The following is a 23,364-nucleotide window of genomic DNA, read 5'->3' on the forward strand; positions in this document are numbered from 1 at the left end:
ATATCAGGTGTCCACCAAAAAGGGGTCAGGTCCGCTTCTGCGCCAAAGGTCTCACCAAATCCCAATCGAACGACGGCGTAGACATCCGTTGGAGAGTCGAGTTCGATGTACCCGAATGGCTGGACAAAATTCCCACTAGCTATGCCCAATGGGGCATGGACGATCGGATGGCGAACGCAGAGCTCGTTGTCGGTAAAACCATCGAGTATTTCGATGAATTCATCCAAGACTCCTGATCTCTCTTGTAGGTAGTCCGGACCAAGTTCTCTCGCCATAAATTCAGCACGTTGCTGAGAAGACATAGATGCAGCGTCGACGTATCTCATGTTTCCTCCTTTCGTTTTTCTTGCGTTTGCTCGGATATCCCCTGTCCCAGCAACAACGGTGTGGTTGACTCACATTCGGGGACGCTTCCCCGGAAAGCGAGGAGTTAGTAATGACAAAGAATGTTGGTTCTTCTAACTACGAATTCAGCTCTGAAGACGTCGAATGGCGACTACGTGAAGCTGGCCTTTCAACTACTCCCGAGTTAATGAGTGAGCTCGCTGATTTGGTCAATGCGTTACCTTCAGGTTCCGTCCCGATTGAAGAAGCGGTTGCGGAATATTCGAAGTTTTCGAAACAGGCAGTAGCTTCCATTGCCTCGAAAATGGCCGTCTTGGAAAGTCGCCTTATGAGACTTGAGAGAGGCAACGAGTTCTAATATTTCCTGCTTGGTAAAGCACTTGTTATCCGGCATATTCACGGTTACTCTCGGCGTCTCATCACCGGGAGTTTCCGCAAATGCTCCAGCGCCGGTGTCTTTCACTTTTGGTTCCACAGCGTTTCTCCTTTCTATGTTGTTGCCCGTGCCCTATCCCCTGGGACACGGGCGCTTTTCTTTCCGATGCCCGGCGCGCCTAGGCGGCTGTAGTCCGCAGCATTCGAGCGCGGTGCACTCGCACTTCTTCCTCGGTGACGTCGAAGGCGTCCTGAAATGAAACCGCGATCTTGGCTAGTACCGCCCCAATAAAGCGTGGGCTTGCCTCTGCTTTCATGTTGATCTGACGACTCACTGTTGACGGGTCAACTCCAAGAATTCTGGCGAAATTTGAGGCGCCTCCACATTCGCGGATCTGCGCTTCGAGCCACTCCTGGTTGACCCTTACTGTGTTTATGGTTTGCACTGTTCACCTCCTGAAATGTGCCACAACAATCTGTAGTTGTTTGTGCACACCTCAACCTACATTAATGAAAGTTTGTGCACAACCTCAAGTTGCAGTGTCACACCACTTGCATAATTGCGCGTGCGCAATTATGGTTACTCCTATGGAAGAAACACGCTGGTGGACGTACGTAGCGCATCTGATCGGTCCCGACTCTTTCAAGGACGCGGCAGAGAAAGCGCAATTCGACAAGTCTGCGTTTTCACGCTGGAAGAAGGGCGCCAAGGCTGACCCCGAGTTCGCAGTCAAGCTCGCCCGCGCCTACGGAGCTAATGTCCTCGAAGCCCTCGTTGAGTCAGGTCTTATCTCGCAGGAAGAAGCTGATCTCCGCGAGGTTCACATCGGCGGCGTGAAGCTCACAGATGCCTCCCCGCGACAGCTCGCGGAAGAATTCCTACGCCGAATGAATGATGCAGAAAGCCAACTGCTCGAAAGCAACGATGCTGCGCCCAGTGCATCGGTAAGCTCATTGCACGACCGGGACGAGCTCGTCGAGCGCATCAATGCCGGCCTGGAACCTGTGGCCGCTCAAGAGGCCACCGAGCCGCTCGAAGAAAACCATCCCTAACGGAAGGAGGCCCCATGTCGACCCGCGACCAAATAGCCCTGTACACCACCGAAGACGGCAAGGCTCAAGTGAGGCTTCAGCTCAAAGAGGGTACTGCGTGGCTCAACACGGCCCAGATGGCAAACCTCTTCGACGTTGGAGCTCCGGCAATCAACCATCACATACGCGAAATACTTCGCGACGGGGAATTAGACGAAACTAAATGTAAACAACTTTTACAACAGCCAGGTCAAGACAGGTCTACCAACCACTACAACCTAGAAATGATCCTCGCAGTCGGCTATCGCGTGCGCGGAACGCGAGGTATTCAATTTCGAAAGTGGGCAACCGACGTTCTGCGAGAGTACCTGGCCAAAGGGTTTGCACTTGATGACCAGCGACTCAAGAACGACGGGGTCGACACCCACTTCGATGAGCTGCTCGAACGGATCCGCGAAATTCGCGCCTCGGAGCGACAGTTCTTCCGCAAGATCTGCGACGTAATCGTTGAGACAAGCGCCGACTATCAAGAACGAAAGTCCTTTAAGGAAGTCAGTAATTTCTTTGCGACCCTGCAAAATCGACTGCACTACGCAATCCATGGCAGCACCGCCGCTGAGCTCATCTTCACTCGCGCAGACCGCGCAAAACCAAATGCGGGTCTCACAAACTGGCAAGGCGAGAAACCTCACCTTACAGACATGTACGTTGCCAAAAACTACCTTGACGATCCCGAACTTCGCCGCCTAAATCGACTCACAACAATGTACTTGGACTATGCCGAAGATCAGTCAGAAATGGGCAAGACTCTCCTGCTAAAAGACTGGGAGCAGAAAACCGCTGAATGGCTAGCGTTCAACGAGCGCAACGTACTTCAAGGCCTTGGGAAACGTACTAAGGAACAAGCCAAGACTAAGGCAAAAACAGAATGGAATGCCTACCTCGCACAGCTCGACCACGAAGTAAATGAACTCGATATGCGACAACTTGAGAACGAAGTCAAAACCCTTCAACGGCGAAACCGCCCACGCCCCTGATACATACCAATCTTCCCCTCCCCAGAAAGGAGTTCACCATGTCTCTTATTGAGGATCGTCTACATGCGCTGCTCGATGAGCAGGGCGTCGAGCTGGTAGAAACCGGCAGGCTCGACGCTCGATATAACGCATGTTTCCATGCCGGTTCACGCACGATCGTCGTGCGCGCAGGACTCGACCCCGTCACACGGGTATGCGCCATCGCGCATGAACTCGGGCACGTGGCTAACGGTGACACCTGTTCTTCACCTCGTGCTGAACGCCTCGCAGATGAATGGGCCGCACAACACCTGGTCGACGGCGACCGTATTGAAGACATCGCCACTGACTGCGGTGGAGCACCTTCTGCTATCGCCGCGGAGCTCGGAGTCACGCCACACCTACTAAACGTATGGATGCGACTATTCGACGCTGGGCGCGTCTCCACGTTTAGCTGCGCCATCTTTTAACTCTTCTCTTCTCACGAAAGGACACCCCATGACCTCGAACCGCCTCCTCATGGCCACCGCACTGCTAACCGCATCGCTACTTACTGCTTGCGGAACGACCGATTCCTATGAGCAAAGCCCCTCTGACTCCGGCGTAGAGCAGGAAAGCAGCACCGGAGAGCTCCACAAGATGGGCGAAGCAATCGACGCTCCTGGTGCAACTGTCACCCTGCAAAAGGTCACCGAGTCTGAATCTCTTGAGGTCTACGCTGACAACTACAAGCGCGGCACAATGCCGAACGAGACTCTTACCCCCGAGAACCAGGGCGCGAAGTACGTATCCGTTGAGACCACGGTGAAAAACACCAGCAAGAAATCGATGGACCTTACCTGTGGTTTCGGCTTACAGGCCACTCTCTTCAACAAAGACGAGCAGGCATACGACCCAATTGATTCGCTTTACCGCGTGCTGGATAATCCCGAATGCAATGAGAGCCTGAACCCTGGCTTTGAAAAGACAATGACCTGGGTCTACGAAGTCCCCGCCGACATGCAGCCCTACGCGTTCGGCGTCGCCGAACCAACTGAGCATTTCGGTGATTACACCTACTTCGACGCTTCGCAGGTGGGATAAATACACCCTCAAGCCTAAAAAATGCCTGGCCTAAAACCTGGACTCTAAAGGCAAAAATAAAGCCCCTTTCCCGACAAGTTTGGCGACACGACGGGAAAGAGGCCCGAGACAGGTGAACTCTTACGTGTTTTGTAAGTGCTCGCCCTGACAAGAAAGAAGTCTACCAATGGCTGTACGCGATCTCTGGTACAAGCACATAACTACCGTGGACGAAAAGACAGGCCGAAAGAAAACGGTCAAAGTCCCCACCAAGCGCCACGGCGTCGGCAAGCGCTGGATCGTCCAGTACCTCGACCTCGAAGGACACCGCACGTCCGAAACATTCGACGCATTCGAAGCCGCAGAAATCTTCGACGCTAAAGTCCGCGTAACCAAGTCCGACGGCACGCTCATATCCGCGGACAAGAAAGACGTCACGTTGGCAGAGCTTTGGGAGCCCTGGCTCGACTCAAAGGCCAATATCTCCGAAAAGTCCAGGAAAGACTACGTCTCATATTGGAACACCCATGTCCTACCTGTATGGGGCAACAGGAAAGTCAGCCAGATACAAGAGCACCAAGTAGTCGCATGGATTGCTAGCCTCACCTCCATGAAGGGCGTCAAAGAAGGCGACGCGCCCAAGCCCCTGGGAGGCTCGGCCAAGCGAAAAATCGCTGGCATGTTCAAATCCATGCTCACGCGCGCGGTCAAGATGAAGATCATTCACTCCAATCCGCTCGACGGCTCGCCGACACCTGCCATCCCAAAGGCAGAGCGCCGTTACCTGAAAATCCAAGAAGTCGACGCTCTGCTCTTCGCCGCCAAAAAGCCCGCGGTAAAATGATGCTCGAAGTTCTTCTCAAGACAGGACTACGGCCTGGAGAAGCAAAGGGCCTCAAGGTTAAAGACCTTGACGTGGAACGCCGGCGCCTCATGATCCGCCGCGACGTCGACGACCTCGGGCACGTAGACGAGACAAAGACCCGCCAGCACCGCGACGTTCCAATCTCGCGACTCATGCTTCTCACCCTCGAAGAAGCAGCCGAAGGACGCGACCCCGAGGCCTGGCTGCTCCCAGACGAGTACGGTCACGTCTGGACTACGGCGCGGTGGCGGGTTATCTGGGAGAACCTTCCTCGTCGATGCAGGCATTGACACCACCCTCAAGACCTATGAGCTACGACATACCGCAGTCTCCATGGCGATTGCGGCTGGCGCCGACGTGTACGTCGTTCAACGGATGTGCGGCCACGCCTCAGCTTCCACCACACTGAAGCACTACGGGCACCTCTGGGACGAAGGCCTGGACGAAGCCGCCGAAGCCATCGAACGACACCTCGAATCTGAGCGAAAGCGCGTCGAGTCGGCTCAAGCCCGGCGCGCCCAGCGGGAGAAGGATGCCAAGGGTCGACATCTTCGGCTGGTTCAATGAGCTCAAGTTTCGACCATCGATCTGGGCTTAGCTTTTAATTAAGCTCGGACTCGCTCCCCAATACAGAGAAAGAGAGGAAAGCGCGACCTTCATGAGGTCAGCGATCCAGGGCTTTGTCCGGTTTGAGGCGGAGAAGGCGCACCAGATTGGGGAGCGGTTCAGGCTTACTCCTCCAGCGCCTTTTCTACTCCTGGTGGAACGGATCCAGTTTTTGGGAAAAGGTAGTTGGCCACGATTATCGAGAGACCGATTACTTCTACGACTACGGAAGCGAAGAACCCAATTAGGACAGAATCCCCCACGTCCCCGTCCCACACGACTCTTACCAGGGCGCCTGCGGCGACGAGCACCGGTATTCCGGTAATGAGCAGGACGAACTTAAAAAACTTTTCTCGTTGTTCATTGTCCATCTTGAGACGAGCAATTTCTGCTGCCCGGCGCTCGTTCATGTATTTCAACGCATCGTCTGCAGCCTTGGAGACGTCCCCGTCTCCGCGTTTCCCGACCTCAGCGCCTTCATGGGAGTCCGGTTCTACTTGTGAGCCCCTGGATGGATTGAAGTTCTCAAGTAGAGACTTTAGGTCGGCCGAAACCTCGCTATGGATAAAGAAAGGCTGCGATTCCGAATCGTCCTCGGAATTAGGCATCCATCAACTCCTCTGGAAGGTTCTTTTGGAGGCGGGCGATACGGCGATCTACCGCGGCGGGTGTTACTCCAAATTTTGCGGCCACTTCGTATTGCGAGCTCCGAGCCAATTCGGTCAGCAATGGAATTGCTGGCATCAATAGCTCTCCTGCGAACTCATCAGCAAAGAACTCATGCAGGCTGTAGTTGTTCCGATTGTCCCTGTAGTCCATGAAAGAGAATCGTTCATCGCCGGCCATCCGCTGGCGATCTACGAGATGTCCGATTTCATGGGCGAGGGTAAACCGCTGCCGTTCAGGAATGTCTCGCTTATTGATGACGATAGATGCAAAAGGCTCTTCGGGGCGCTTCACGATGAACCCCGCCTGGTCTTTGGGAAGCTTCTCATAAAAGACCTCTGCTCCGAGGAGCCCGGCTACACGTTCAAGATCCGACAGTCCGTGGCGGCTCAGGCGGTACGCAGACCTAATGGCCTTCGCTTGTTCCCTGGCGTCTTTCCAAACCAGACCAGCCATGTTCCGCACCTCCTTGCTTATGCTCCAATCTTAGCTATCTATTCGTGAATACGGCTAAAGGCTTGCTGAAATCCCCGACCCTAAACCCCAGCTCGCGTGTTTGCGCCTTGTTTGCAATCCGTTTGCAGGGCGTTTGCAGCGTGTTTGCACCCACCCTGGTTTACCTGGGGTTACTTGGGACTACTTTGGGGGCACGAAAACGCGAAAGAACCCGCTGGCCAATCGGTGTTTTAACCGTTTAACCAGCGGGTTTATGCTGTGCGCCCGGAGGGATTCGAACCCCCAACCTTCTGATCCGTAGTCAGATGCTCTATCCGTTGAGCTACGGGCGCTAACCGCTACTGCGTTTGATTGCTGTGCAATCTCTCGCTGCAACGTGGATTAACTATAGTGCCGTTCTTTAAAGGCGGCAAATCGCCAGGCCAACACACGTTTTTACGCGTTGTTAACCTGTCGATAACTGCACTTAAACACCAGCCTTTAAAGCACCAGCCCAAAGACCGGCACGGCCAGCAGGTAGACCGTGAGAGTAATCAGCACGCAGCCAATGAGGTTGAGGCCGACGCCGCCCTTGATCATGTCGCCAATCTTCACGTAACCCGAACCGTATGCGATGGCATTCGGCGGGGTTGCCACCGGCAGCATGAACGCGCAGGTTGCCGCGAGTGCCACCGGGATGGTCAGCAGCAGGATGTTGATCTCGCTGCCCTCGGTCAAGCCAATGCCAACCGCTACGCCGCCCATGATGGGCAGGAAGGTCGCCGCCGTTGCCGTGTTGGAGGTAATCTCGGTCAGGAAAAGAACCAGCAGCGCAACTGCTGCGATGAGCAGCACCGTGGGCAGGCCGCCGAGTCCCTTAGCCATCTCGCCGATCCACAGAGATAGGCCCGAGTTGTTAAACATCGCGGACAGAGACAGGCCACCGCCAAAGAGAAGCAGGACATCCCACGGCATCTCATTCGCGGTCTTCCAGTCCAGCAGGCGCACGCCGGTCTTGGCGTCGGCTGGGATGATAAACAGCAGCAGGCCGGCAGCAATACCGACGATGGCATCGTCGTAGTTGGAGTCCTCGCCAACCAAGAAAGGAACGGCCACCCAGGCGATAGCTGCGCCTAGGAAGATGATGCCGGTGAGAATCTGCGGAGCAGTCCACGGACCAAGAGCTGCGATTTCGCGGTCAATGAGCTCCTTGCCGCCAGGAATACGGTCCATCTCCGGCTTGAAGATGGTCACCAACAACAGCCATGCGATAAACAGGAAGATAACCGCCAGCGGCATTCCCACGATCATCCACTTGCCAAAGCCGAGGACGATGTCGTGAGATTCCTTCATATATCCGGCCAACAGAGCGTTCGGCGGAGTACCGATCAGCGTGCCCAGGGAGCCAATGGACGCGGAATACGCAATGCCCAGCATCAGCGCCGTTGCAAACTTCTTCTGCTTGGCCATGCCACCCACGGTGTCTGCGGTCAGCGCCAGCACGGAGGTACCGATAGGCAGCATGACTACCGCGGTCGCCGTATTTGAGACCCACATGGACAAAAAGCCGGTTGCCAGCATAAAGCCCAGCACAATGCGCTTTGGCGAAGTGCCAACCACCTTCACCACCGCCAGGGCCATGCGGCGGTGCAAGTTCCAACGCTGCAACGCGAGCGCAATGAGGAAGCCACCCATAAACAAGAAGATCGTCGCCGAAGCATAAGGCGAGCCGACTTCCTTAATGGTGCCCACGCCGGCCAGCGGGAAGATAACCAAAGGCAAAAGCGCCGTAGCTGCCAGCGGAATTGCTTCGGTCATCCACCACACGCCCATCAGGATGGTCACCGCCGCAACCGCGCGAATCGCGCCATAAGTATAGGTTTCCTCCGGGTCCGCGCCAGAGGATTGCAGCACGGTATCCACCGCATTCGACGGAAAAATAAACCACACCAGGGCGGCCAGCGCTAAGCCTAGGAACAGGCCTATAAGCATGCGGCGCCATTCGCGCTTGTCGACGCCGTGATCTTCTTCGCCTTCTACGTGTGCTGTTGATTCATGTGTTTGCGGGGTCGTCATTCAGTTCTCCTTGCCAAACCTTCTAGCACGCGGGAATAAGCAAAATGTGAACCATGCAATACCCACGTTTGCGAACACCATACAACTTTGAACCAAAGAAAAAATCGGTTTTTAAACGCGGTTACCCCCACCAAGGCCCACCAGAGCCAGCACTGCCAGCAGCATCACGGCCACGGCTAGGCCCGCCAGCGCCGCGGCACCGGGGAGGGCGCCGCCGGTGTGAAGGGCGGCGTCGTAAAGCGCGTTACGGCGGCGCACCCGCCAACCCAGCCAGGCGCAGGCACCCGCGCCGCCCACGAAGGCGATGAGCTCCGCAATGGTCCACGGCAGCTCACTGCGCAAAACCACCAGAACCACCAGCACGAACGCCAAAAGGCTGCGCTGCCACGACAGCCGGGTGCGCTCCGGCTGCAGCCCTGGGTCATACATTTACGCCCCCCGCGCCCACGAGCTGACCTACCAGGATCAGCACGCCGATAAGCAGCACCACCAACACGAGCAGAGGCATCGCGACATTCGGCGGCAGGGGCTTTTGCTCACGCATCGCGCTTTCCGACGCCGCCCAATGCGCCCACGCCACCGCCGGCAATACGATGGCGACCACCAGCATGATCACGGAGATGATGAGGGTCAGCGTGCCATGAATCGGGAGGTCGAAAGCCTGCAGTGCAACGCCACCTGCGATGAAAGCGAGCGAGGTACGAATCCATGCCAAGAACGTGCGCTCGTTGGCCATGCTGAAACGCGGATCGGGCTCTGTGCCTTTTTCATAGACAAAGCGTGGGAACCGGCCATTAGATTTATCCATTGCGTCTTATACTTCCTTAACGCACTGCCTCTTGCCACCCGGCAGGGCGCTGCGCCTTAGGCAGCTTTTGCACCACCGCGGCATAAGATTCCTGGACGAGCTCCCGAACTAACTTGGGGTTTATCGAATCCCCGGGATACACGGTGTACCAGTGCCGCTTATTCATGTGATATGCAGGGCCGATGTCGGCATAACCAGCCTGCAAAGCGGAGACATCCTCCGGCGGAGCTTTGAGAATGATGGCCTTCTTTCCACCGAAGGGCTTATTCGCAGGCATGGTGGTGGCCAGCATGAACCACTTTCCGCGCACCCGCCAGGCTCGCCAGCCTTCGACGAAGGGATAGGACTCGGCGTCAATGAGTTCTTCCGCCGCATCGCTCGCAGTAGAAATAAGCTCTTTTTCGTTCATACGCCGACCTAAAATCCATCGAATTGAAAACGACAATTCCCCAGCGTAATGCGTAGGACTATCGGACGTCCAAGGCGTGGGCTAAGGTGACTGCTACAGACCTAAGCTAAGCAAAAAATTAAAGGGCCAGTCATGAACAAGATTTTCTTTCTGCTCGCCGTGGTTTTGTTAATCGCGGCCATCTACATGTTCTTTAAATCGCGCCAAGCCAAGGCGGCTAGCACGCAGGAGACGGGCGATACCTTCTCCAAGGATTACTTCGCCGAGGCCAAAGGCCAAAACGAGTTCAATCCAGAAAATCTTGGTCCGGGTGCAATCATCCGTTACGGCGCCACCGACTACGTCGTCCGCGGCACCCTGACCCTAAATGAGGGCCCTTATTACTGGTACGAGTACCTGCTCGACGGTGGAGATAACTCCTCCTGGCTGGGAGTCGAGGTCGATGAAGGCCAGCTCAATCTCACCTGGTGGACCTCCCGCAAGGGCGCCGGCGTCACGCCAGATCGCGGCACCGTGGAATTCGAGGGAGTTACATATAGTGAGGACGAGCGTGGCCATGCGCGCTACACCTCCACCGGCACCACCGGCCTGCCAGAGTCCGGCGAGATGCGCTACGTAGATTATTCCGCGGGTGAAAAGCTGCTGGGCTTTGAGGGCTGGGCCAACAATGACAGCTGGGAGGTATCCACCGGCCACACCATGCTGCCGGGTGAGTTCACCGTGTACCCAGCTCCAAAGGCATAGGCCGCAGTGGAGGTTCTAGATTGCCCCAGCGCTGACGTCAGTGCCGCTGACTTGGGGCTGCGCTTAAACGGCCCGCGCCCGCAGGCGTTGAGCATGACCGTGCTTCACGGTTCCGATGGCCTGCGGCTTGAGCTGGATATCATCGGTGCTTCGCATACTGCCAGCGTTTATCGCGACGAGACGCTACTCTTCCGCGAGGAGATCTCCTGCCACTGTGAGGGTCCGCTGCCGCAGACCTACGGTGAGATGACGGGCTACGAGCTGAAGACGGACGTCGCCAAGCATGGCGCGGATAGCTTCGCCGCAGAATTTCAGCGGGTATCGGGCACGGATTGGCACTCGGCGCAATTTCCCGGGCAGGGCGAATACCACGTCACCGCCCTCAAGGGCACCGCACCCGAAGGCTGCGCAGGCTTCGAGTGGGAAACGGTGCATATGTACCCTGCAGAAGAAATAATCGTGAAGACTACAAGTAGGTGGGTTCCATGAACTATGACAAAGGCTGGAAATGGTCACTGGTCTTCGCCGTACTTTTCGCAGTGATTGGCGGTCTGACTTCACCCGGCGTTACTGGCGCTCCCATCAGGTCAGGCACCTGTCAGGCAAACAATGTTCAGGCAGAGGCCAACCGCCTTGCAGCAGAGCATAAGCCAAAGGCGCGTCAATTCGATCCCGCAACGGGCACGGAGTACCTGCGCTACCGCAAGCAGATTGTCAAGGTCGAGCCCACTGGCCCGCAGAACTGTTCAGTGCGCGTGGAAAATCTCGATCACTTCCACGACGGCACCTATATCTTCTTAGGTCCCGGTTTTAGTCCCTCCTCCCCTTCCCGTTCTTCCGGCGGCTCCTCCGGCTCTTCCGGCGGCGTGAAATAGAAAGGCTTTAGTTCATGCTCGATTCAATCCTGGCCACCTTTGCTTATTTCGGCGTTGCAGCAGTACTGCTACTTGCCGGCTTCGTAGTTCTGGATCTGCTCACTCCAGGCAAGCTTTACCGCGCTGTCTTCGTTGATCATCACGTCAACGCTGCGGTCATCGCTTCCGCCCAGCAGATTGCCCTGGGAGCGGTGCTGGTTACCGCCATCGTGCACTCTTTTGACCTGCTAGAAACCGCTGTCTACGGCCTAGTCGGCATCGTGCTGCAGGCACTAGCGTTGGTCATTTTGGAGGCGCTTATCCCCGGCCGTTTCCGGGATCTGGTGGAAGATACCAAGCCCCGCGCGGGCACCTTTTGCGCGAGCGTCATCCTCATCGTCATCGGCGCAATTAATGCCGCATGTCTGACCTAAACGCTTCCCCCACCGCAGATTCCCTGGTCCGCTCGCGCGCCTGGCGGGTAGCTCTGCTTATCTCCGTCTGTATCTGCGCAGCTTCGGGCTTGGTCTACGAGCTGGCCTTGCTGACGCTGTCCACGAGCCTCAACGGCGGCGGCATCGTAGAGACCTCGCTGATCGTGGCAGGTTACGTCGCATCCTTGGGCTTGGGCGCGTTGATGGCCAAGCCATTCTTGTCGTGGCCGGCGAGTTCTTTCCTCATCGTCGAAACTCTGCTCGGCCTGTGCGGCGGCGTGAGCGCCGTGGTGCTCTACATGGTCTTCGCGCTTGTGGGCCAGTCCACCCTCATTTTGGTCGTAGCGACGCTGCTCATTGGCATTTTGGTGGGTATGGAAGTGCCACTGCTTATGACGCTGATTCAGCGCGGGCGTACCTCGAATGCTGAGGATTCCGGCTCGGTGGTGGCCAACCTCAACTTCGCGGATTACGTCGGCGGCCTGCTGGGCGGTTTGGCATGGCCATTTATCTTGCTGCCGTGGCTGGGCATGATTCGTGGCACCGCTGCGGCCGGCTTGGTCAACCTCATCGCCGCACTCGTGGTTGCGCTGCTTCTACTGCGCACGGTGCTCTCCGGCAAGCAGCTTCTAATGCATGTCCTCGCGCTGCTGGGCGCTATCGCCTTGCTGCTCACTCTCATCATCCGCAGCGAATCCATAGTGGTAACCGCCCGGCAATCGCTCTACGATGATCCTGTCATTTACGCCCATACCTCGGATTACCAGGACATCGTGGTGACCAAACGCGGCAAGGATTCGCGCCTCTATCTCAACGGCGGCCTGCAATATTCCTCCCGCGATGAGTATCGCTACACCGAGTCCCTGGTCTATCCCGTGCTGCCTGCCGAGCCGGGCGGGCGAGTGCTCGTCATTGGCGGCGGCGATGGCTTAGCCGCGCGCGAGCTTCTCAAGATGGACTTTAAAGTCACCCAGGTCGAGCTCGATCCCGAGGTGGTGAACGTGGCCAACACGGTCCTGCGCGAGAACAACGGGGGCGCCATGGAAGATCCACGCGTGCGGATCCTCAACGAGGACGCGTTTACCTGGTTGCGATCGGGTGGTGATCACACGCTTTACGACGCCGTCCTCATCGATCTACCCGACCCCGACTCCGCCGCCATGGCCCGCCTTTACTCGGAAGAGTTCTACTCCATGGCGCACAAGATGCTCGCTCCCGGCGGCAAGATGGTCGTGCAGGCAACCAGTGCCTTTAGTACTCCCGATGTGTTCTGGCGTATCGATTCCACACTGCGTTCCGCCGGCTGCCCCACCGTGCCTTATCACGTGCACGTGCCCACCTTTGGTGACTGGGGCTTTGTGGCCTGCGCGGAGGAAATCTCCGTGCCCAACTACGCTCCCCCGCTGCGCTACCTCGATGATGCGACTCTTGAGGCCGCGCAATCATTCGGCTTAGATAACCAGCCGCGCAACCTGCCGGCCTCCACGCTCGATCATCCTTATGTGGTCGATGACCTGCGCCGCGGATACCGCCAGGCAGGGGACTAAGAATACTAAGACCCAGCCTCGGAGAACTTCTCCAAGGCGACGGGGCTGCCGGCAATCACGATAAGATCCGTCGGGTTCAATTTCTGGCCTTTCTCAACAGGCATCCAGTGGCCATAGTCCTTGCGCACTGAGACCAGCTGCACGCGATGTTTTTCCCACGTTTTCTGCGGATCTAGTGGGGTTTGAACCAAGTGCGCGGGCGGGGTGAGCTTGGTAACGCCATAGTCCTCAGCGATTTCGGCGAAATCTTCGAACTTGCCGCCGAGCAAGTGTGCAATGCGGCGACCAGTGTCGCGTTCTGGGCGGATGACGTGGTGTACGCCCAGCTGCAGCAGGATGCGTGCATGCGCGTCGGAGTCCGCCTTCGCCCAAATGTCCTTTACGCCGAGTTCTACCAAATTTGAGGCGGTCAAAATGGAGTCCTCTAGGTGCGAGCCGATGGCCAGCACCACGCGGTCCACCTCGTCGATGCCCAGCTGGTGCAAGACCTCGGCGTCGGTTGTATCAGCTTGTACTGCCTCGGTGAGAACCGGCGAATAATCACGCACGAACTTCTCGCAATTGTCGATGCCGAGCACCTCAACGCCATGATCCATAAGTTCACGCGCCAGGGAAAAACCGAAGCGCCCCAAGCCGATGACGACCACTGCGGGGATGTCGATGGATTGCTTTTCGTGGCGCAGCGCGCCGAAGATGTTAGCCAATGAACGGCCTTTCTACTGGGTAGCGATAGTGACGAGTTACTGTGCGCGCGGCCAAAGCGGCCACCAACGTGGTCGGCCCAACGCGGCCAAGGTACATGATGAAGCACAAAATAATCTGGGAAGGCGCGGTCAGGCTGGCCGTAATACCTGTGGACAGACCAACGGTGGCGAAAGCCGAGAGCACCTCGAAGGTGATCTGGTCGGTAGAGAATTGCGGGTTCAAAACCACTAGGGTTCCAACTCCGAACATCGCCACTGCCGCACCGGCCACAGTCAGGGCGAGCGCCTGGCGCGTAATCGAATTCGGCAAACGGCGCTTACCGATGGTGGTGTCCTCACGGCCCAGGAACTCCGCCGCCATCGCCGCAACGAGCACGCAGGTGGTGGTCACTTTCACGCCGCCGGCCGTACCGGCGGAGCCGCCGCCGATGAACATCAAGATGTCCGAGGCCATCAAGGTAATGGAATGTACATGCCCGTAGTCGATGGCATTAAAGCCCGCTGTACGCGGCGAAGCACTCATGAAGAAGCTATTGAGCAGCTTGGTGCCAAACGGCATATCTGCCAGCACGCCGGACCACTCGGCCACCAAGAAAAACGTCATGCCGCCGAAGAGCAAAATGGCAGTTCCCACCAGCGTCATCCGCGCGGTAATGGACATGTGGTGCACGCGCGGCGCACGCCCTCGCAGGGCGAGCTTGATCCGGCCGCGGATACGGCGCACTATCTCCGCCAACATGGGATAGCCTAAGCCACCCACGATGAGCGCAAAGGCCACCGGCAGCAGAATCCACGCATCGGTATTAAAACCAATCATATTGTCCGAGTAAGTACTAAAACCCGCGTTGTTAAATGCCGAAATCGCGTGGAAGACACCCTCCCACATCGCGCGCAGTACTGGGACGCCATGTGCGAAATGCAGGCGTAGGGCCAAGAGGACAGCAACTGCAGCCTCGCAAACGAGGGTGACGAGAAAGGTAAGCAAGAGGGTACGGCGAATGCCGCCGGCTACGGGGCGGCCCTCGGCGGCCGTCGAGCGCCGCGCTTTCAAGCTGATGCGTCCGGTTAAAAGCATGCCGGATAAGGAGGCAAGCGACATGATTCCCAAGCCGCCGAGCTGGATGAGGGTGATAATTACCACTTGGCCGAAGGGAGTCCAGTACGTGCCGGTATCTTCAACGATAAGACCGGTCAGAGAGACAGCGGAAGTCGCTGTAAAGAAAGCGTGTAAAGGAGGAGTCCACTGCGTGCCTTCGGTAGAAAATGGCAGCATCAGCAGGAATGCCCCCAGCATGATGAGCAGAAAAAAGCCCAAAGCTGTCACGCGTGCAGGGCCAAAGATGCGGCTTCGGTTCTGCAAAGATCTTCGTTTCACAAATAGGGATGATAGACCTGTTAGGGCGATTTACCATTTTATAAGTGACTAATTTTTCTTGAAGGCTCGGCACACCGCGGGTACACAGGGGACATGAGTACTTTTGCACTTGAGAACCCAAACACTGGCGTCTCCGAGGAGACCTTCGACCGCATCAATGACTCTGACCGTGACGCGATCCTGGACCGCTCCACGGAAGCCTTCAAGAGCTGGTCCCGCACCTCAATCGAGGAGCGTGCAGCCATCCTCTTCCGCACTGCAGATCTCTATGAAGGAAATGCAGACAAGCTAGCCGAGCACATCGGCCGTGAGATGGGTAAGCTCACGCGCTGGGCAAAGGGCGAGATTCAAATCGTCGCTGACATCTACCGCTGGTACGCCGAGCACGCTCACGAGCTGCTCGGGCCCGAGTACTTGGCGGCCCAGGGCGCGCAAAAGACTGTTGTTCAAAAGGAGCCGCTCGGCCCGCTGCTGGGCGTTATGCCATGGAACTTCCCGTACTACCAGGTTGCCCGCTTCGCGGCGCCGAACCTTTTGCTGGGTAACACCATCGTGCTCAAGCACGCTTCCATCTGCCCGCTGTCTTCCCAGGCCTGCCAGGATCTCCTGGAAGAGGCGGGTCTGCCGAAGGACGCTTTCATCAACATCTACGCTTCCGGCTCCCAGATGGATGGCTTCGTGGCGGACAAGCGCATCAAGGGCGTTTCCCTCACCGGCTCTGAAGCAGCCGGCGCTGCGGTGGCAAAGACCGCGGGTGAGAACTACAAGAAGTCCGTGCTGGAGCTCGGCGGCAACGACCCATTCATCATCATCGATGACAAGAAGCTCGAGTGGACCCTCGATCAGTTCGTACCAATCCGCATGTACAACACCGGCCAGGCCTGCAACGCCCCAAAGCGCCTGATTGTGTTGGAGGATTTCTACGATCGCACCCTCGACTACCTGGTGGAGAAGATCGGCAACCTCAAGGTCGGCCCATACGACGACGAGAATGCCGACATCGGCCCACTGTCCTCCATCGGTGCCCGCGACGAAATCATCGAGCGCCTCGACAAGGCTGTTGCCGATGGCACCGCCACCGTCCGTGTGGGTGGCAAGAAGGTAGACCGCGACGGCGCCTACATGGAGCCAACGCTGCTTAGCGACGTCGATCCTTCCGCCGAGATCGCCTGCAACGAGATCTTCGGCCCAGTCGCAGTCATCTACAAGGCAAAGGACATCGACGAGGCCATCGCGATTGCCAACAACTCTGACTATGGCCTCTCCAGCTCCGTGTGGGGTTCCGACCTCGACAAGGCCTTCGAGGTGGCGCAGCAGCTTAACGACGGCATGACCTTCGTCAACGAAGCGTCCGTCACCGCTGCCGGCCTCCCGTTCGGCGGCATTAACCGCTCCGGCTACGGCCGCGAGCTCGAGCGCTGGGGCGTGGGCGAGTTCGTCAACGAGCACCTCTACCGCGTCAGCGGCCAGGACGACGCGGGCCTCTCCCCGGCGATGTAAGTACACGAGCCCGCTCTTCCGGAGCCGCACCCCCGTCCTGCCAGACCATCATTGGTGGGGCGGGGCTTCGTCTTTTGCTGTGTCCGCACATGGTGAGGTCACCATCTAGCAGCAACCACGGTGCAGCACAAGGACGCCCCTAAGACCGATAAAGAGTCCAAGCGCAGCATCTACGCAAAACATGCAAACGCTCCCGGAGGCAGTGCGATTGAACTAGCCTGCGGGAGCGTTTGAAGGTTTTAGAAGCTCTTACTTCTGCAGACCTTCAGCGATTGCCTCGAAGATGCCGCCGAGGATTTCGAGAACGGTGGATGCGATTTCCATGATGGAGTCCTAACTGTAAAAGGGTCATTAACAAGTGGATTTGGGCTGTGCCTGAATCCAGTTAGGACCATACTTCCGTTAGCGTAGGTTAGCTAGCCCTAACCACGCTTGGACCACCGGAAATGGCCCAAATTTAGCTTTATATTCAGGCGAAATATACTTTAGTATCCTCCTTCGCGCGTGCCCAATGCACGAGGTTTTAATTGAGCTCAATGATGGTACAAATAAAGTGTGCATAAATAAGAGTTTTAACTATGAAAGTAGATGCCTATGGCTATTTTCCAGGTCGGCGATCCAGCATCGATGAGCACCGCTGACACCGATAGCCGCATTGCGACGTTGATCGTTGATGACGATCCCCTCGTACGCTCGTCGCTGAAGACCTACTTCTCATGCACTGCCGACATTCACGTCGTCGCCGAGGCCAGCACCGGCGTCGAAGCCCTTTCGCTTCTCGACCAAATCGACATCGATGTCATCATCGCCGATATTCACATGCCCGAGATGGACGGAATAACGCTCTTGCGCGAGGCCAAAAAGCGGCCCGCCCCACCAGCATTCGTAGCAATCACCGCTTTAGACACTGACAAAACAATGATCGAGGTCTTAACCAACGGAGGGGCCGGCTACGTTGTAAAAAGCAGCAAGCCGGCCACAATGTATGCCGCTGTGCGCGAGGCGGTAAACGGTGGCACAGCCGTATCGCCGCACGCACTAACCCGCCTGGTTGACTACCTTCCCCAATCCGATTCCCATGCAGAGGGCGATAACGACAAAGAATCCAGCGTTATCGAGTTCAATGAGAAGTACGCCTTACTCACCGATACTGAGAAGCAAATCTTGAGCTACATCTGCGAAGGGCGCTCAAACGCAGAGATCGCCAAGTCGATGCACTACGCACAATCGACCGTTAAGAAGCAGGTTTCCCATCTCATGTCCGTCTTCGCGGTGAGCTCCAGGCTCAGCTTGGCAATAACCGCACTGCCCCACATCGGGGTCTAAGCAAAAAGTCTCGAGACAGCGGGTAAACGATGCCTCGAGACTTCTCAAGTGGCGGAGACGAGAGGATTTGAACCTCCGGACCTGCGCAAGCAAGTCAACTCCTTAGCAGGGAGCCCCATTCGGCCGCTCTGGCACGTCTCCAGCGATTCGCAATGAATCTTCGCTTACTTTACCCGAGCCCCTCCACGCGTGCCAAACAGCCCCCTCACTACCGTCTAACTGCTTAAGTTATAGCGGCGATTAAGCGCCGCATGCAGCTTCAATGCCACATACAAAGCGGCACAGCGCCAGCCATCTTCGAGGGCAGCCGAGCCCAGGATCTCACGGACGCGGTCTAGGCGATAATGCAAAGTAGCACGGTGAATATAGAGTGCGGCGGCTGTGTCATTGACGTTGCGGGAATGCTCGAAATAACAAAGCAGACTTTCCCAGTAGCTTTTGCGCTCGGCGTCTAAAAGCAGTGCGGCATCGGGGCTCAGCGCACGCACGGTAACCGGACTCAGATCCCATCCCAACAGCGCGCGCCAGGCGCCAGCCGCAGCCCAGTCCATCGCAGGTTGCCCGGTTAGCCGCGCAACGTCGGCCATGAAACGAGCCCGACGCGCAGTGGGCGCACTGCCCCGCGCACCAATTTGCGTTCCCGCCGTAAGGGCCGCGGAAGCAACCTCCTCAATCAGCGTTTTCGTGTCTTGTTCGTCGCGCGGGGATTCCACGATGATGAGCGAATCATGCAAGTCCAGGGCCAGAAACGGACGCCGCCGCAGCGGACGGGCGAGCTCCATCGTCAGCTGAACTAAATCACCGTCTACGTCAATACGGTGAATGAGCACTTCCCCATCACGCGGCAAAAGGTCGCGCTCGCGGGCTATAGCCAGCGCACTTTCATCACCCGCAACGATGTCACGGGTTAAGTCACCAAGCTGCTGCGCACGAGTGGCCAGATAAGCATCGCGCTCGTCTACCAACTTGGTCAGCGTGCTCAGTTGCGGGGAAACGGAGGCAAGAGCGGCGTTGGAAAGCGCGTGCTCATCAATAATCCACACGTGCCCTACCAGGTCAGGGCCGTGGCGCAACGGAATAACCACGCGCGGGAGCATGTCATATTCCGCATTCGCCGGCAGGCGCACCGGGGCAGAAGATTCCTGAATGCCATAACTGAGCATCCACGGGATCGGCTCCGGCGGCGGGGTACGCTCCAGAATCGAGGCCACGCGGTGACTATCCACGGCGCCCAACTGCGCGCTTGCCGCAATCACGTTGATAGAAGGAGTGGTTACCTCCACGGAGCATTGCAACTGCCGCGCGATGTCATCGGCTAGCTCTTGAATCCGTGCCAGGTTCGGCGCCGTCAGTTTCGACATATGTCAAAGATAGTTCTCTATTTTGACTAGTGACAACAAAAATGTGACCTACGATAATCGGAAAAGCACGTTTTATCGTTAACAAAAGAAAGGACTCGCAATGCAGACGACTGTCGGCGAATTCATCCTTGATCGCTTGAAGGCCATCGGCATCACCGAAATCATCGGTGTCCCGGGCGATTTCAACTTGAGCTTCCTCGAGCAGATCGACGAAGACAAGGACATCCGTTTCATCGGCGCCTGCAACGAGCTGAACGCGGCCTATGCCGCTGATGGCTACGCCCGCCAGCGCGGCGTCGGCTGTCTGCTCACCACCTACGGCGTGGGCGAGCTTTCTGCGCTCAACGGCATCGCGGGTGCTCGCGCAGAGCACGTTCCGATGGTCTCCATCGCTGGCGCTCCGCCGCAGTACGCCACCGAGTTCGGTTGGAACCTGCACCACTCGCTTGCCGACGGCGACTTTGCCAACATGCTCGACGCAATCGCACCGTTTACCGAGGTAGCCACCCGCGTTTCCCCGATGAACGTGGTCGAGGAATTCGACCGCGCCCTGCACACCTGCCTGCGCGAGAAGCGCCCGGTGCACATCCAGATCCCTTCCGATATCACGCACCTGACCATCGAGGTCCCGGATACCCCGTTCAGCACCGAGCTGGCTACCTCCGACCAGGAGCGTCTCAACGCCGCCGCCGATCGCGTGCTCGAGGCGCTGGCTGCGGCCAAGGATCCCATCTTCCTGATCGACCAAGACACCGATCGCCACGGTTTTACCGAGAAGTTCCGCGCCATCATCGACAAGGCCCAGCTGCCGTACTCCCAGCTTTCTTCCGGCAAGGCCATCCTGTCCGAGCGCGACCCGCTGTTCATCGGCACCTACAACGGCGCCGCTTCCGCCCCGGGCGTACAGGAGCGCATCGAAAACTCCGACTTCCTGGTCACCACCAATCCACGCTTCATCGAGGTCAACTCCGGTTCCTTCACCCACGATCTGGATAAGGCGCACGTGTTCAACTTCGGCGATCAGCATCTCAACGCTGACGGCGAGTACTTCGTGGGCATCAATACGCTTGAGCTTCTCGACGTCCTCGTCGAGCGCATCCCAGCCAAGGAAGCCGCCGCAGGCGAGAAGTTTGTGCTGCCGGCCTTCGAGCCAGACGAGTCAGCGCCGCTGACCCAGGAGCGCATCTGGAACCAGATGGTTCACTTCCTCAAGGAAGACGACGTGGTCATCGCCGAGGCTGGTACTTCCAACATCGGCCTGGGCCCGCTGCGTATGCCGGAGGGCGTGCAGTACATCAACTCCACCATCTGGGGTTCCATCGGCTTTACCCTGCCTGCCGTGCTGGGCTCCCAGCTGGCGAACCCGGAGCGCCGCCACGTGCTCTTCATCGGCGATGGTTCCTTCCAGCTGACGGCCCAGGAGCTTTCGACCATCCTGCGCCAGGAGCTCAAGCCCATCATCGTTCTGGTCAACAATGATGGCTACACCATTGAGCGCTACATCCTGGGCATGGAGCAGGAGTACAACGCCATCCAGAACTGGAACTACAACGAACTGCCGAAGGTCTTCAAGGCAGATACCACCATGGAGTCCTACGCAGCGAAGACCGAGGGCGAGCTGGCTAAGGCGCTCGCGGACATTTCTGAGCACCCGGAGCGCGGCGCCTTCCTTGAGGTCCAGCTCGACGCTTTTGATGCACCGAAGGGCCTGCAGGCGTTCGGCCCGCTCACGGCGGAGTTTGACTACGGCCCTCGCGGTCCGCGCAACCCGGAAACCTCTTCCCAGGGCTAAGGTGGTTGCCATGATTCGATCCGATCTTTCCTCCCTGCCCGTCTATGTTCCTGGTGCCCGCAACGAGACTGCTTTGAAGCTGTCTTCCAATGAGGCCACCCAGCCTCCGCTTCCGGAGGCGCTCAAGGCCATGGAGGCCGCGGCTGGCGACGCCAATCGTTACCCAGACATGGGCGTCGTCGAGCTGCGCACTGCACTCGCAGAGCACCTTGGCCTGACGCTCGATGAGGTGGCCGTGGGAACGGGGTCTTCTGCCATCTGCCAGCAGCTGGTACAAATCACCTGCCAGCCTGGCGATGAAGTGGTTTTCCCGTGGCGTTCCTTCGAGGCCTATCCAATCTTCGCCCACGTAGTTGGTGCGACGCCGGTTCCGGTCCCACTGAATGAGGAGCACCGCGTGGACTTGCCGGCAATGGCCAAGGCCGTGACGGAAAAGACCAAGGTTATCTTCGTGTGCAATCCGAATAACCCCACCGGTTCGATCATCACCCGCGAGAAATTCGACGAGTTCCTGGCGGCCGTGCCGGATGACATCATCGTGGCATTGGACGAGGCTTACATCGAGTACAACCGCAACGGCTCACTGCCGCTGGCCACCGAGTACGTCAAGACGCACCGCAACGTCGTAGGCCTGCGCACTTTCTCCAAGGCCTACGGCCTAGCCGGCGTGCGCGTGGGCTATGCCTTCGGCGACAAGGAGATCATTGAGGCATTGAACAAGGTAGCCATCCCGTTCTCCGTGAACACGGTGGCTCAGGTCGGCGCCCTGCACTCTCTGGCGGCACAGGATTCCCTGCGTGAGCGCACCGATGAGACCGTCCGCGAGCGCGAGCGCGTCACTGAGCACTTTGCTAAGTTCGGCGTTCCTGCTTCCGAGACCAACCACATCTGGTTCCCGGCAGCAAACATCACCGAACTGGGCACCCCACAAGAAGTCGCTGCCAAGCTCGCCGAAAACGGCGTGCTGGTCCGCGCCTTCGACGAAGGCGTGCGCATCTCCATCACCACCGCCGAGGAGACCGATGTGCTCCTCAAGGCGTGGGAGGCTGCTTTCGGCGCCTAAAACGACAACGCGGGTAAAAGATCACCAAAAAGGGGTTGCTACCAAGGCGGCAACCCCCTTTTTTTAGAATAAGCATCATGTTGCTGCGTGCGTTGTTGACGCCTATTCCTCGTCGTATTCGTAAGGCATCTTGTGCTTATCCGGATGCGGAACAACCATAAGCGCCATCAGTAGGCCAGCTCGGTCTTTTTCAAGGATGAATCGGCTCAATGCTGCTGCGTCCACGTCCCGAGGCAGTGGATTGCCACCAAAATTTGTTCCAATTTCACTTGATGAAGGGCTTGCAGCGTCATATATAACAAGGTCATCAAAGCTCATGACTTTTTCAATGACATCCTGAAGCTGCTCACTAGTCAATGCGTCGTCATCGTAGCCGGTATCTTGGACGACGTAGACGAGATTGACCCAATCATCATCGGCTTTAAACCAATCAATGACAGCGTCGTAGACTTCATCGGCAGTGAGAATCTTGCGCGGTTTATCGGGCAACATGGACTTTATAATTTTCGGCTCCCGAAGACACTTCAAACGGGACTCATTGATGAATGAAACACGTAAACTTAGCGTTCTTCATTTCACTATCTGTGCTAAGCGTGTTTTTCCCCTTCGCTTCTCTTTTTCACAGGTATAGCAACCGAAAGAGCGATGCCTAGCAAGGCTATGGGAACCCCAAGATTGGTAAGCTTATTTTCCCAATATAGGCCCGCTACGCACAACAAAACCCCTGCAATGAGAACGACAAGGGTAAAAACTTTAAGCAATTTCATTTCCGCATCGTCCTTACAATTTTCGTCATCAACTGAACTTAAGAATCGCCCTTTAGACTAACAATTCTTTTCCCACCAATGAGTCCTGTTTCTAAATCGGATACTTTCGTATACTCTTCTCGGATTTTGTGGTTTGACTAGATCATGTAGGTGAAAATGGGCGTGTTCCATTGGGCCTAACCCCCGGAAAGTAGACACGTCG

The 23,364-nt window shown here is 57.2% G+C and carries 30 protein-coding genes and 2 tRNA genes; 17 read left to right on the forward strand and 15 right to left on the reverse strand.

Going from position 1 to position 23,364, the window contains the following annotated elements:
- The coding region (locus HMPREF2935_RS13010; RefSeq protein WP_141756032.1) for a hypothetical protein at positions 1-326 on the reverse strand (326 nt) is incomplete at its 3' end.
- Positions 327-436: 110 nt separating this feature from the next.
- Between HMPREF2935_RS13010 and HMPREF2935_RS07290 the strand changes: the two genes are divergently transcribed.
- Entirely contained in the window at positions 437-703 is a 267-nt protein-coding gene (locus tag HMPREF2935_RS07290; RefSeq protein ID WP_070433383.1) for a hypothetical protein, read from the forward strand.
- Positions 704-899: 196 nt separating this feature from the next.
- Here the strand turns inward: HMPREF2935_RS07290 and HMPREF2935_RS13240 are convergent, their stop codons facing one another.
- Positions 900-1,055 (reverse strand): hypothetical protein, encoded by a 156-nt coding sequence (locus HMPREF2935_RS13240; RefSeq protein WP_168162320.1) that lies wholly within the window; start codon positions 1,053-1,055, stop codon positions 900-902.
- A 253-nt stretch (positions 1,056-1,308) separates the two neighbouring features.
- Here HMPREF2935_RS13240 and HMPREF2935_RS07300 point away from each other — a divergent pair, with 253 nt between their 5' ends.
- The 7 genes from HMPREF2935_RS07300 to HMPREF2935_RS13710 all read left to right on the forward strand — a co-directional run bounded on the left by HMPREF2935_RS07300 (position 1,309) and on the right by HMPREF2935_RS13710 (position 5,262).
- Positions 1,309-1,773 (forward strand): hypothetical protein, encoded by a 465-nt coding sequence (locus HMPREF2935_RS07300; protein WP_070433381.1) that lies wholly within the window; start codon positions 1,309-1,311, stop codon positions 1,771-1,773.
- Between the two features lie 14 nt (positions 1,774-1,787).
- A complete protein-coding gene (rhuM, locus tag HMPREF2935_RS07305; RefSeq protein WP_070433380.1) occupies positions 1,788-2,789 on the forward strand; it encodes a RhuM family protein in 1,002 nt (333 codons plus the stop codon).
- A 38-nt stretch (positions 2,790-2,827) separates the two neighbouring features.
- The gene (locus HMPREF2935_RS07310; RefSeq protein WP_070433379.1) at positions 2,828-3,238 is read left to right on the forward strand and encodes an ImmA/IrrE family metallo-endopeptidase; all 411 of its coding nucleotides are present in this window, start codon (positions 2,828-2,830) and stop codon (positions 3,236-3,238) included.
- 28 nt (positions 3,239-3,266) lie between these two features.
- Complete coding sequence (locus tag HMPREF2935_RS07315) at positions 3,267-3,851, forward strand: DUF4352 domain-containing protein (protein WP_070433378.1); 585 nt, start codon at positions 3,267-3,269, stop codon at positions 3,849-3,851.
- A 166-nt stretch (positions 3,852-4,017) separates the two neighbouring features.
- Positions 4,018-4,674 (forward strand): tyrosine-type recombinase/integrase, encoded by a 657-nt coding sequence (locus HMPREF2935_RS13015; protein WP_141756033.1) that lies wholly within the window; start codon positions 4,018-4,020, stop codon positions 4,672-4,674.
- Entirely contained in the window at positions 4,674-4,985 is a 312-nt protein-coding gene (locus HMPREF2935_RS13705) for a tyrosine-type recombinase/integrase (RefSeq protein WP_256380778.1), read from the forward strand. Before HMPREF2935_RS13015 ends, HMPREF2935_RS13705 begins: the two co-directional genes overlap by 1 nt.
- A gap of 43 nt (positions 4,986-5,028) precedes the next feature.
- The gene (locus HMPREF2935_RS13710; RefSeq protein WP_070732612.1) at positions 5,029-5,262 is read left to right on the forward strand and encodes a hypothetical protein; all 234 of its coding nucleotides are present in this window, start codon (positions 5,029-5,031) and stop codon (positions 5,260-5,262) included.
- A gap of 164 nt (positions 5,263-5,426) precedes the next feature.
- On the opposite strand, the gene HMPREF2935_RS07330 is transcribed toward HMPREF2935_RS13710, so the two are convergent.
- The 7 genes from HMPREF2935_RS07330 to HMPREF2935_RS07360 form a co-directional block, all read right to left on the reverse strand.
- On the reverse strand, positions 5,427-5,909 hold the full coding sequence (locus tag HMPREF2935_RS07330) for a hypothetical protein (RefSeq protein WP_070433376.1): 483 nt from the start codon (positions 5,907-5,909) through the stop codon (positions 5,427-5,429).
- Positions 5,902-6,423: an ImmA/IrrE family metallo-endopeptidase gene (locus HMPREF2935_RS07335; RefSeq protein ID WP_070433375.1), complete on the reverse strand. Its 522-nt coding sequence runs from the start codon at positions 6,421-6,423 to the stop codon at positions 5,902-5,904. The genes HMPREF2935_RS07330 and HMPREF2935_RS07335 overlap by 8 nt, the downstream gene beginning before the upstream one ends.
- Positions 6,424-6,682: 259 nt before the next feature.
- Positions 6,683-6,755 (reverse strand) — tRNA-Arg (locus HMPREF2935_RS07340).
- Between the two features lie 148 nt (positions 6,756-6,903).
- Entirely contained in the window at positions 6,904-8,478 is a 1,575-nt protein-coding gene (locus HMPREF2935_RS07345) for an SLC13 family permease (RefSeq protein ID WP_070732613.1), read from the reverse strand.
- Positions 8,479-8,589: 111 nt separating this feature from the next.
- Positions 8,590-8,907: a DUF202 domain-containing protein gene (locus HMPREF2935_RS07350; RefSeq protein WP_061920047.1), complete on the reverse strand. Its 318-nt coding sequence runs from the start codon at positions 8,905-8,907 to the stop codon at positions 8,590-8,592.
- A complete protein-coding gene (locus HMPREF2935_RS07355; protein ID WP_070732615.1) occupies positions 8,900-9,286 on the reverse strand; it encodes a YidH family protein in 387 nt (128 codons plus the stop codon). Before HMPREF2935_RS07355 ends, HMPREF2935_RS07350 begins: the two co-directional genes overlap by 8 nt.
- A gap of 16 nt (positions 9,287-9,302) precedes the next feature.
- Entirely contained in the window at positions 9,303-9,695 is a 393-nt protein-coding gene (locus tag HMPREF2935_RS07360) for an MmcQ/YjbR family DNA-binding protein (RefSeq protein WP_061920044.1), read from the reverse strand.
- A gap of 132 nt (positions 9,696-9,827) precedes the next feature.
- Between HMPREF2935_RS07360 and HMPREF2935_RS07365 the strand changes: the two genes are divergently transcribed.
- Genes HMPREF2935_RS07365 through HMPREF2935_RS07385 form a run of 5 tightly spaced genes read left to right on the forward strand, consistent with a single transcriptional unit; the run spans position 9,828 to position 13,274 of the window.
- On the forward strand, positions 9,828-10,439 hold the full coding sequence (locus tag HMPREF2935_RS07365; protein WP_070732617.1) for a DUF4178 domain-containing protein: 612 nt from the start codon (positions 9,828-9,830) through the stop codon (positions 10,437-10,439).
- Positions 10,440-10,445: 6 nt separating this feature from the next.
- On the forward strand, positions 10,446-10,928 hold the full coding sequence (locus HMPREF2935_RS07370; protein ID WP_070732619.1) for a DUF2617 family protein: 483 nt from the start codon (positions 10,446-10,448) through the stop codon (positions 10,926-10,928).
- Positions 10,925-11,314: a DUF4247 domain-containing protein gene (locus HMPREF2935_RS07375; RefSeq protein WP_061920038.1), complete on the forward strand. Its 390-nt coding sequence runs from the start codon at positions 10,925-10,927 to the stop codon at positions 11,312-11,314. Before HMPREF2935_RS07370 ends, HMPREF2935_RS07375 begins: the two co-directional genes overlap by 4 nt.
- Before the next feature lie 14 nt (positions 11,315-11,328).
- Positions 11,329-11,727 carry a DUF350 domain-containing protein gene (locus HMPREF2935_RS07380; RefSeq protein WP_061920035.1) on the forward strand — a complete coding sequence of 133 codons (399 nt, stop codon included), beginning with the start codon at positions 11,329-11,331 and terminating at the stop codon, positions 11,725-11,727.
- Positions 11,715-13,274, forward strand: a complete 1,560-nt coding sequence (locus HMPREF2935_RS07385) for a polyamine aminopropyltransferase (RefSeq protein WP_070732621.1) — start codon at positions 11,715-11,717, stop codon at positions 13,272-13,274. Before HMPREF2935_RS07380 ends, HMPREF2935_RS07385 begins: the two co-directional genes overlap by 13 nt.
- A 5-nt stretch (positions 13,275-13,279) precedes the next feature.
- Here the strand turns inward: HMPREF2935_RS07385 and HMPREF2935_RS07390 are convergent, their stop codons facing one another.
- Both HMPREF2935_RS07390 and HMPREF2935_RS07395 read right to left on the reverse strand, forming a co-directional pair.
- Positions 13,280-13,978: a potassium channel family protein gene (locus HMPREF2935_RS07390; RefSeq protein ID WP_179294263.1), complete on the reverse strand. Its 699-nt coding sequence runs from the start codon at positions 13,976-13,978 to the stop codon at positions 13,280-13,282.
- Complete coding sequence (locus HMPREF2935_RS07395) at positions 13,971-15,272, reverse strand: TrkH family potassium uptake protein (protein WP_246815594.1); 1,302 nt, start codon at positions 15,270-15,272, stop codon at positions 13,971-13,973. Before HMPREF2935_RS07395 ends, HMPREF2935_RS07390 begins: the two co-directional genes overlap by 8 nt.
- A gap of 174 nt (positions 15,273-15,446) precedes the next feature.
- Here HMPREF2935_RS07395 and HMPREF2935_RS07400 point away from each other — a divergent pair, with 174 nt between their 5' ends.
- Together HMPREF2935_RS07400 and HMPREF2935_RS07405 are read left to right on the forward strand one after the other, a co-directional pair.
- Entirely contained in the window at positions 15,447-16,853 is a 1,407-nt protein-coding gene (locus tag HMPREF2935_RS07400; protein WP_070732623.1) for an NAD-dependent succinate-semialdehyde dehydrogenase, read from the forward strand.
- Between the two features lie 594 nt (positions 16,854-17,447).
- On the forward strand, positions 17,448-18,179 hold the full coding sequence (locus HMPREF2935_RS07405; protein WP_246817800.1) for a response regulator: 732 nt from the start codon (positions 17,448-17,450) through the stop codon (positions 18,177-18,179).
- Between the two features lie 49 nt (positions 18,180-18,228).
- On the opposite strand, the gene HMPREF2935_RS07410 is transcribed toward HMPREF2935_RS07405, so the two are convergent.
- Both HMPREF2935_RS07410 and HMPREF2935_RS07415 read right to left on the reverse strand, forming a co-directional pair.
- Positions 18,229-18,320, reverse strand: a tRNA-Ser gene (locus HMPREF2935_RS07410).
- A gap of 74 nt (positions 18,321-18,394) precedes the next feature.
- Complete coding sequence (locus HMPREF2935_RS07415; protein ID WP_070732625.1) at positions 18,395-19,540, reverse strand: PucR family transcriptional regulator; 1,146 nt, start codon at positions 19,538-19,540, stop codon at positions 18,395-18,397.
- A 100-nt stretch (positions 19,541-19,640) separates the two neighbouring features.
- Here HMPREF2935_RS07415 and HMPREF2935_RS07420 point away from each other — a divergent pair, with 100 nt between their 5' ends.
- Both HMPREF2935_RS07420 and hisC read left to right on the forward strand, forming a co-directional pair.
- Positions 19,641-21,332: an alpha-keto acid decarboxylase family protein gene (locus HMPREF2935_RS07420; protein WP_070732627.1), complete on the forward strand. Its 1,692-nt coding sequence runs from the start codon at positions 19,641-19,643 to the stop codon at positions 21,330-21,332.
- 10 nt (positions 21,333-21,342) lie between these two features.
- Positions 21,343-22,395: a histidinol-phosphate transaminase gene (hisC, locus tag HMPREF2935_RS07425; RefSeq protein ID WP_070732629.1), complete on the forward strand. Its 1,053-nt coding sequence runs from the start codon at positions 21,343-21,345 to the stop codon at positions 22,393-22,395.
- A 102-nt stretch (positions 22,396-22,497) separates the two neighbouring features.
- Here the strand turns inward: hisC and HMPREF2935_RS07430 are convergent, their stop codons facing one another.
- Entirely contained in the window at positions 22,498-22,887 is a 390-nt protein-coding gene (locus HMPREF2935_RS07430) for a hypothetical protein (protein WP_062042731.1), read from the reverse strand.
- 95 nt (positions 22,888-22,982) lie between these two features.
- Positions 22,983-23,162 carry a hypothetical protein gene (locus HMPREF2935_RS07435; RefSeq protein WP_061920021.1) on the reverse strand — a complete coding sequence of 60 codons (180 nt, stop codon included), beginning with the start codon at positions 23,160-23,162 and terminating at the stop codon, positions 22,983-22,985.
- Between the last annotated feature and the right edge of the window lie 202 nt (positions 23,163-23,364).

It is taken from the genome of Corynebacterium sp. HMSC076D02 (assembly GCF_001813815.1).
Classification (GTDB): domain Bacteria; phylum Actinomycetota; class Actinomycetes; order Mycobacteriales; family Mycobacteriaceae; genus Corynebacterium; species Corynebacterium simulans.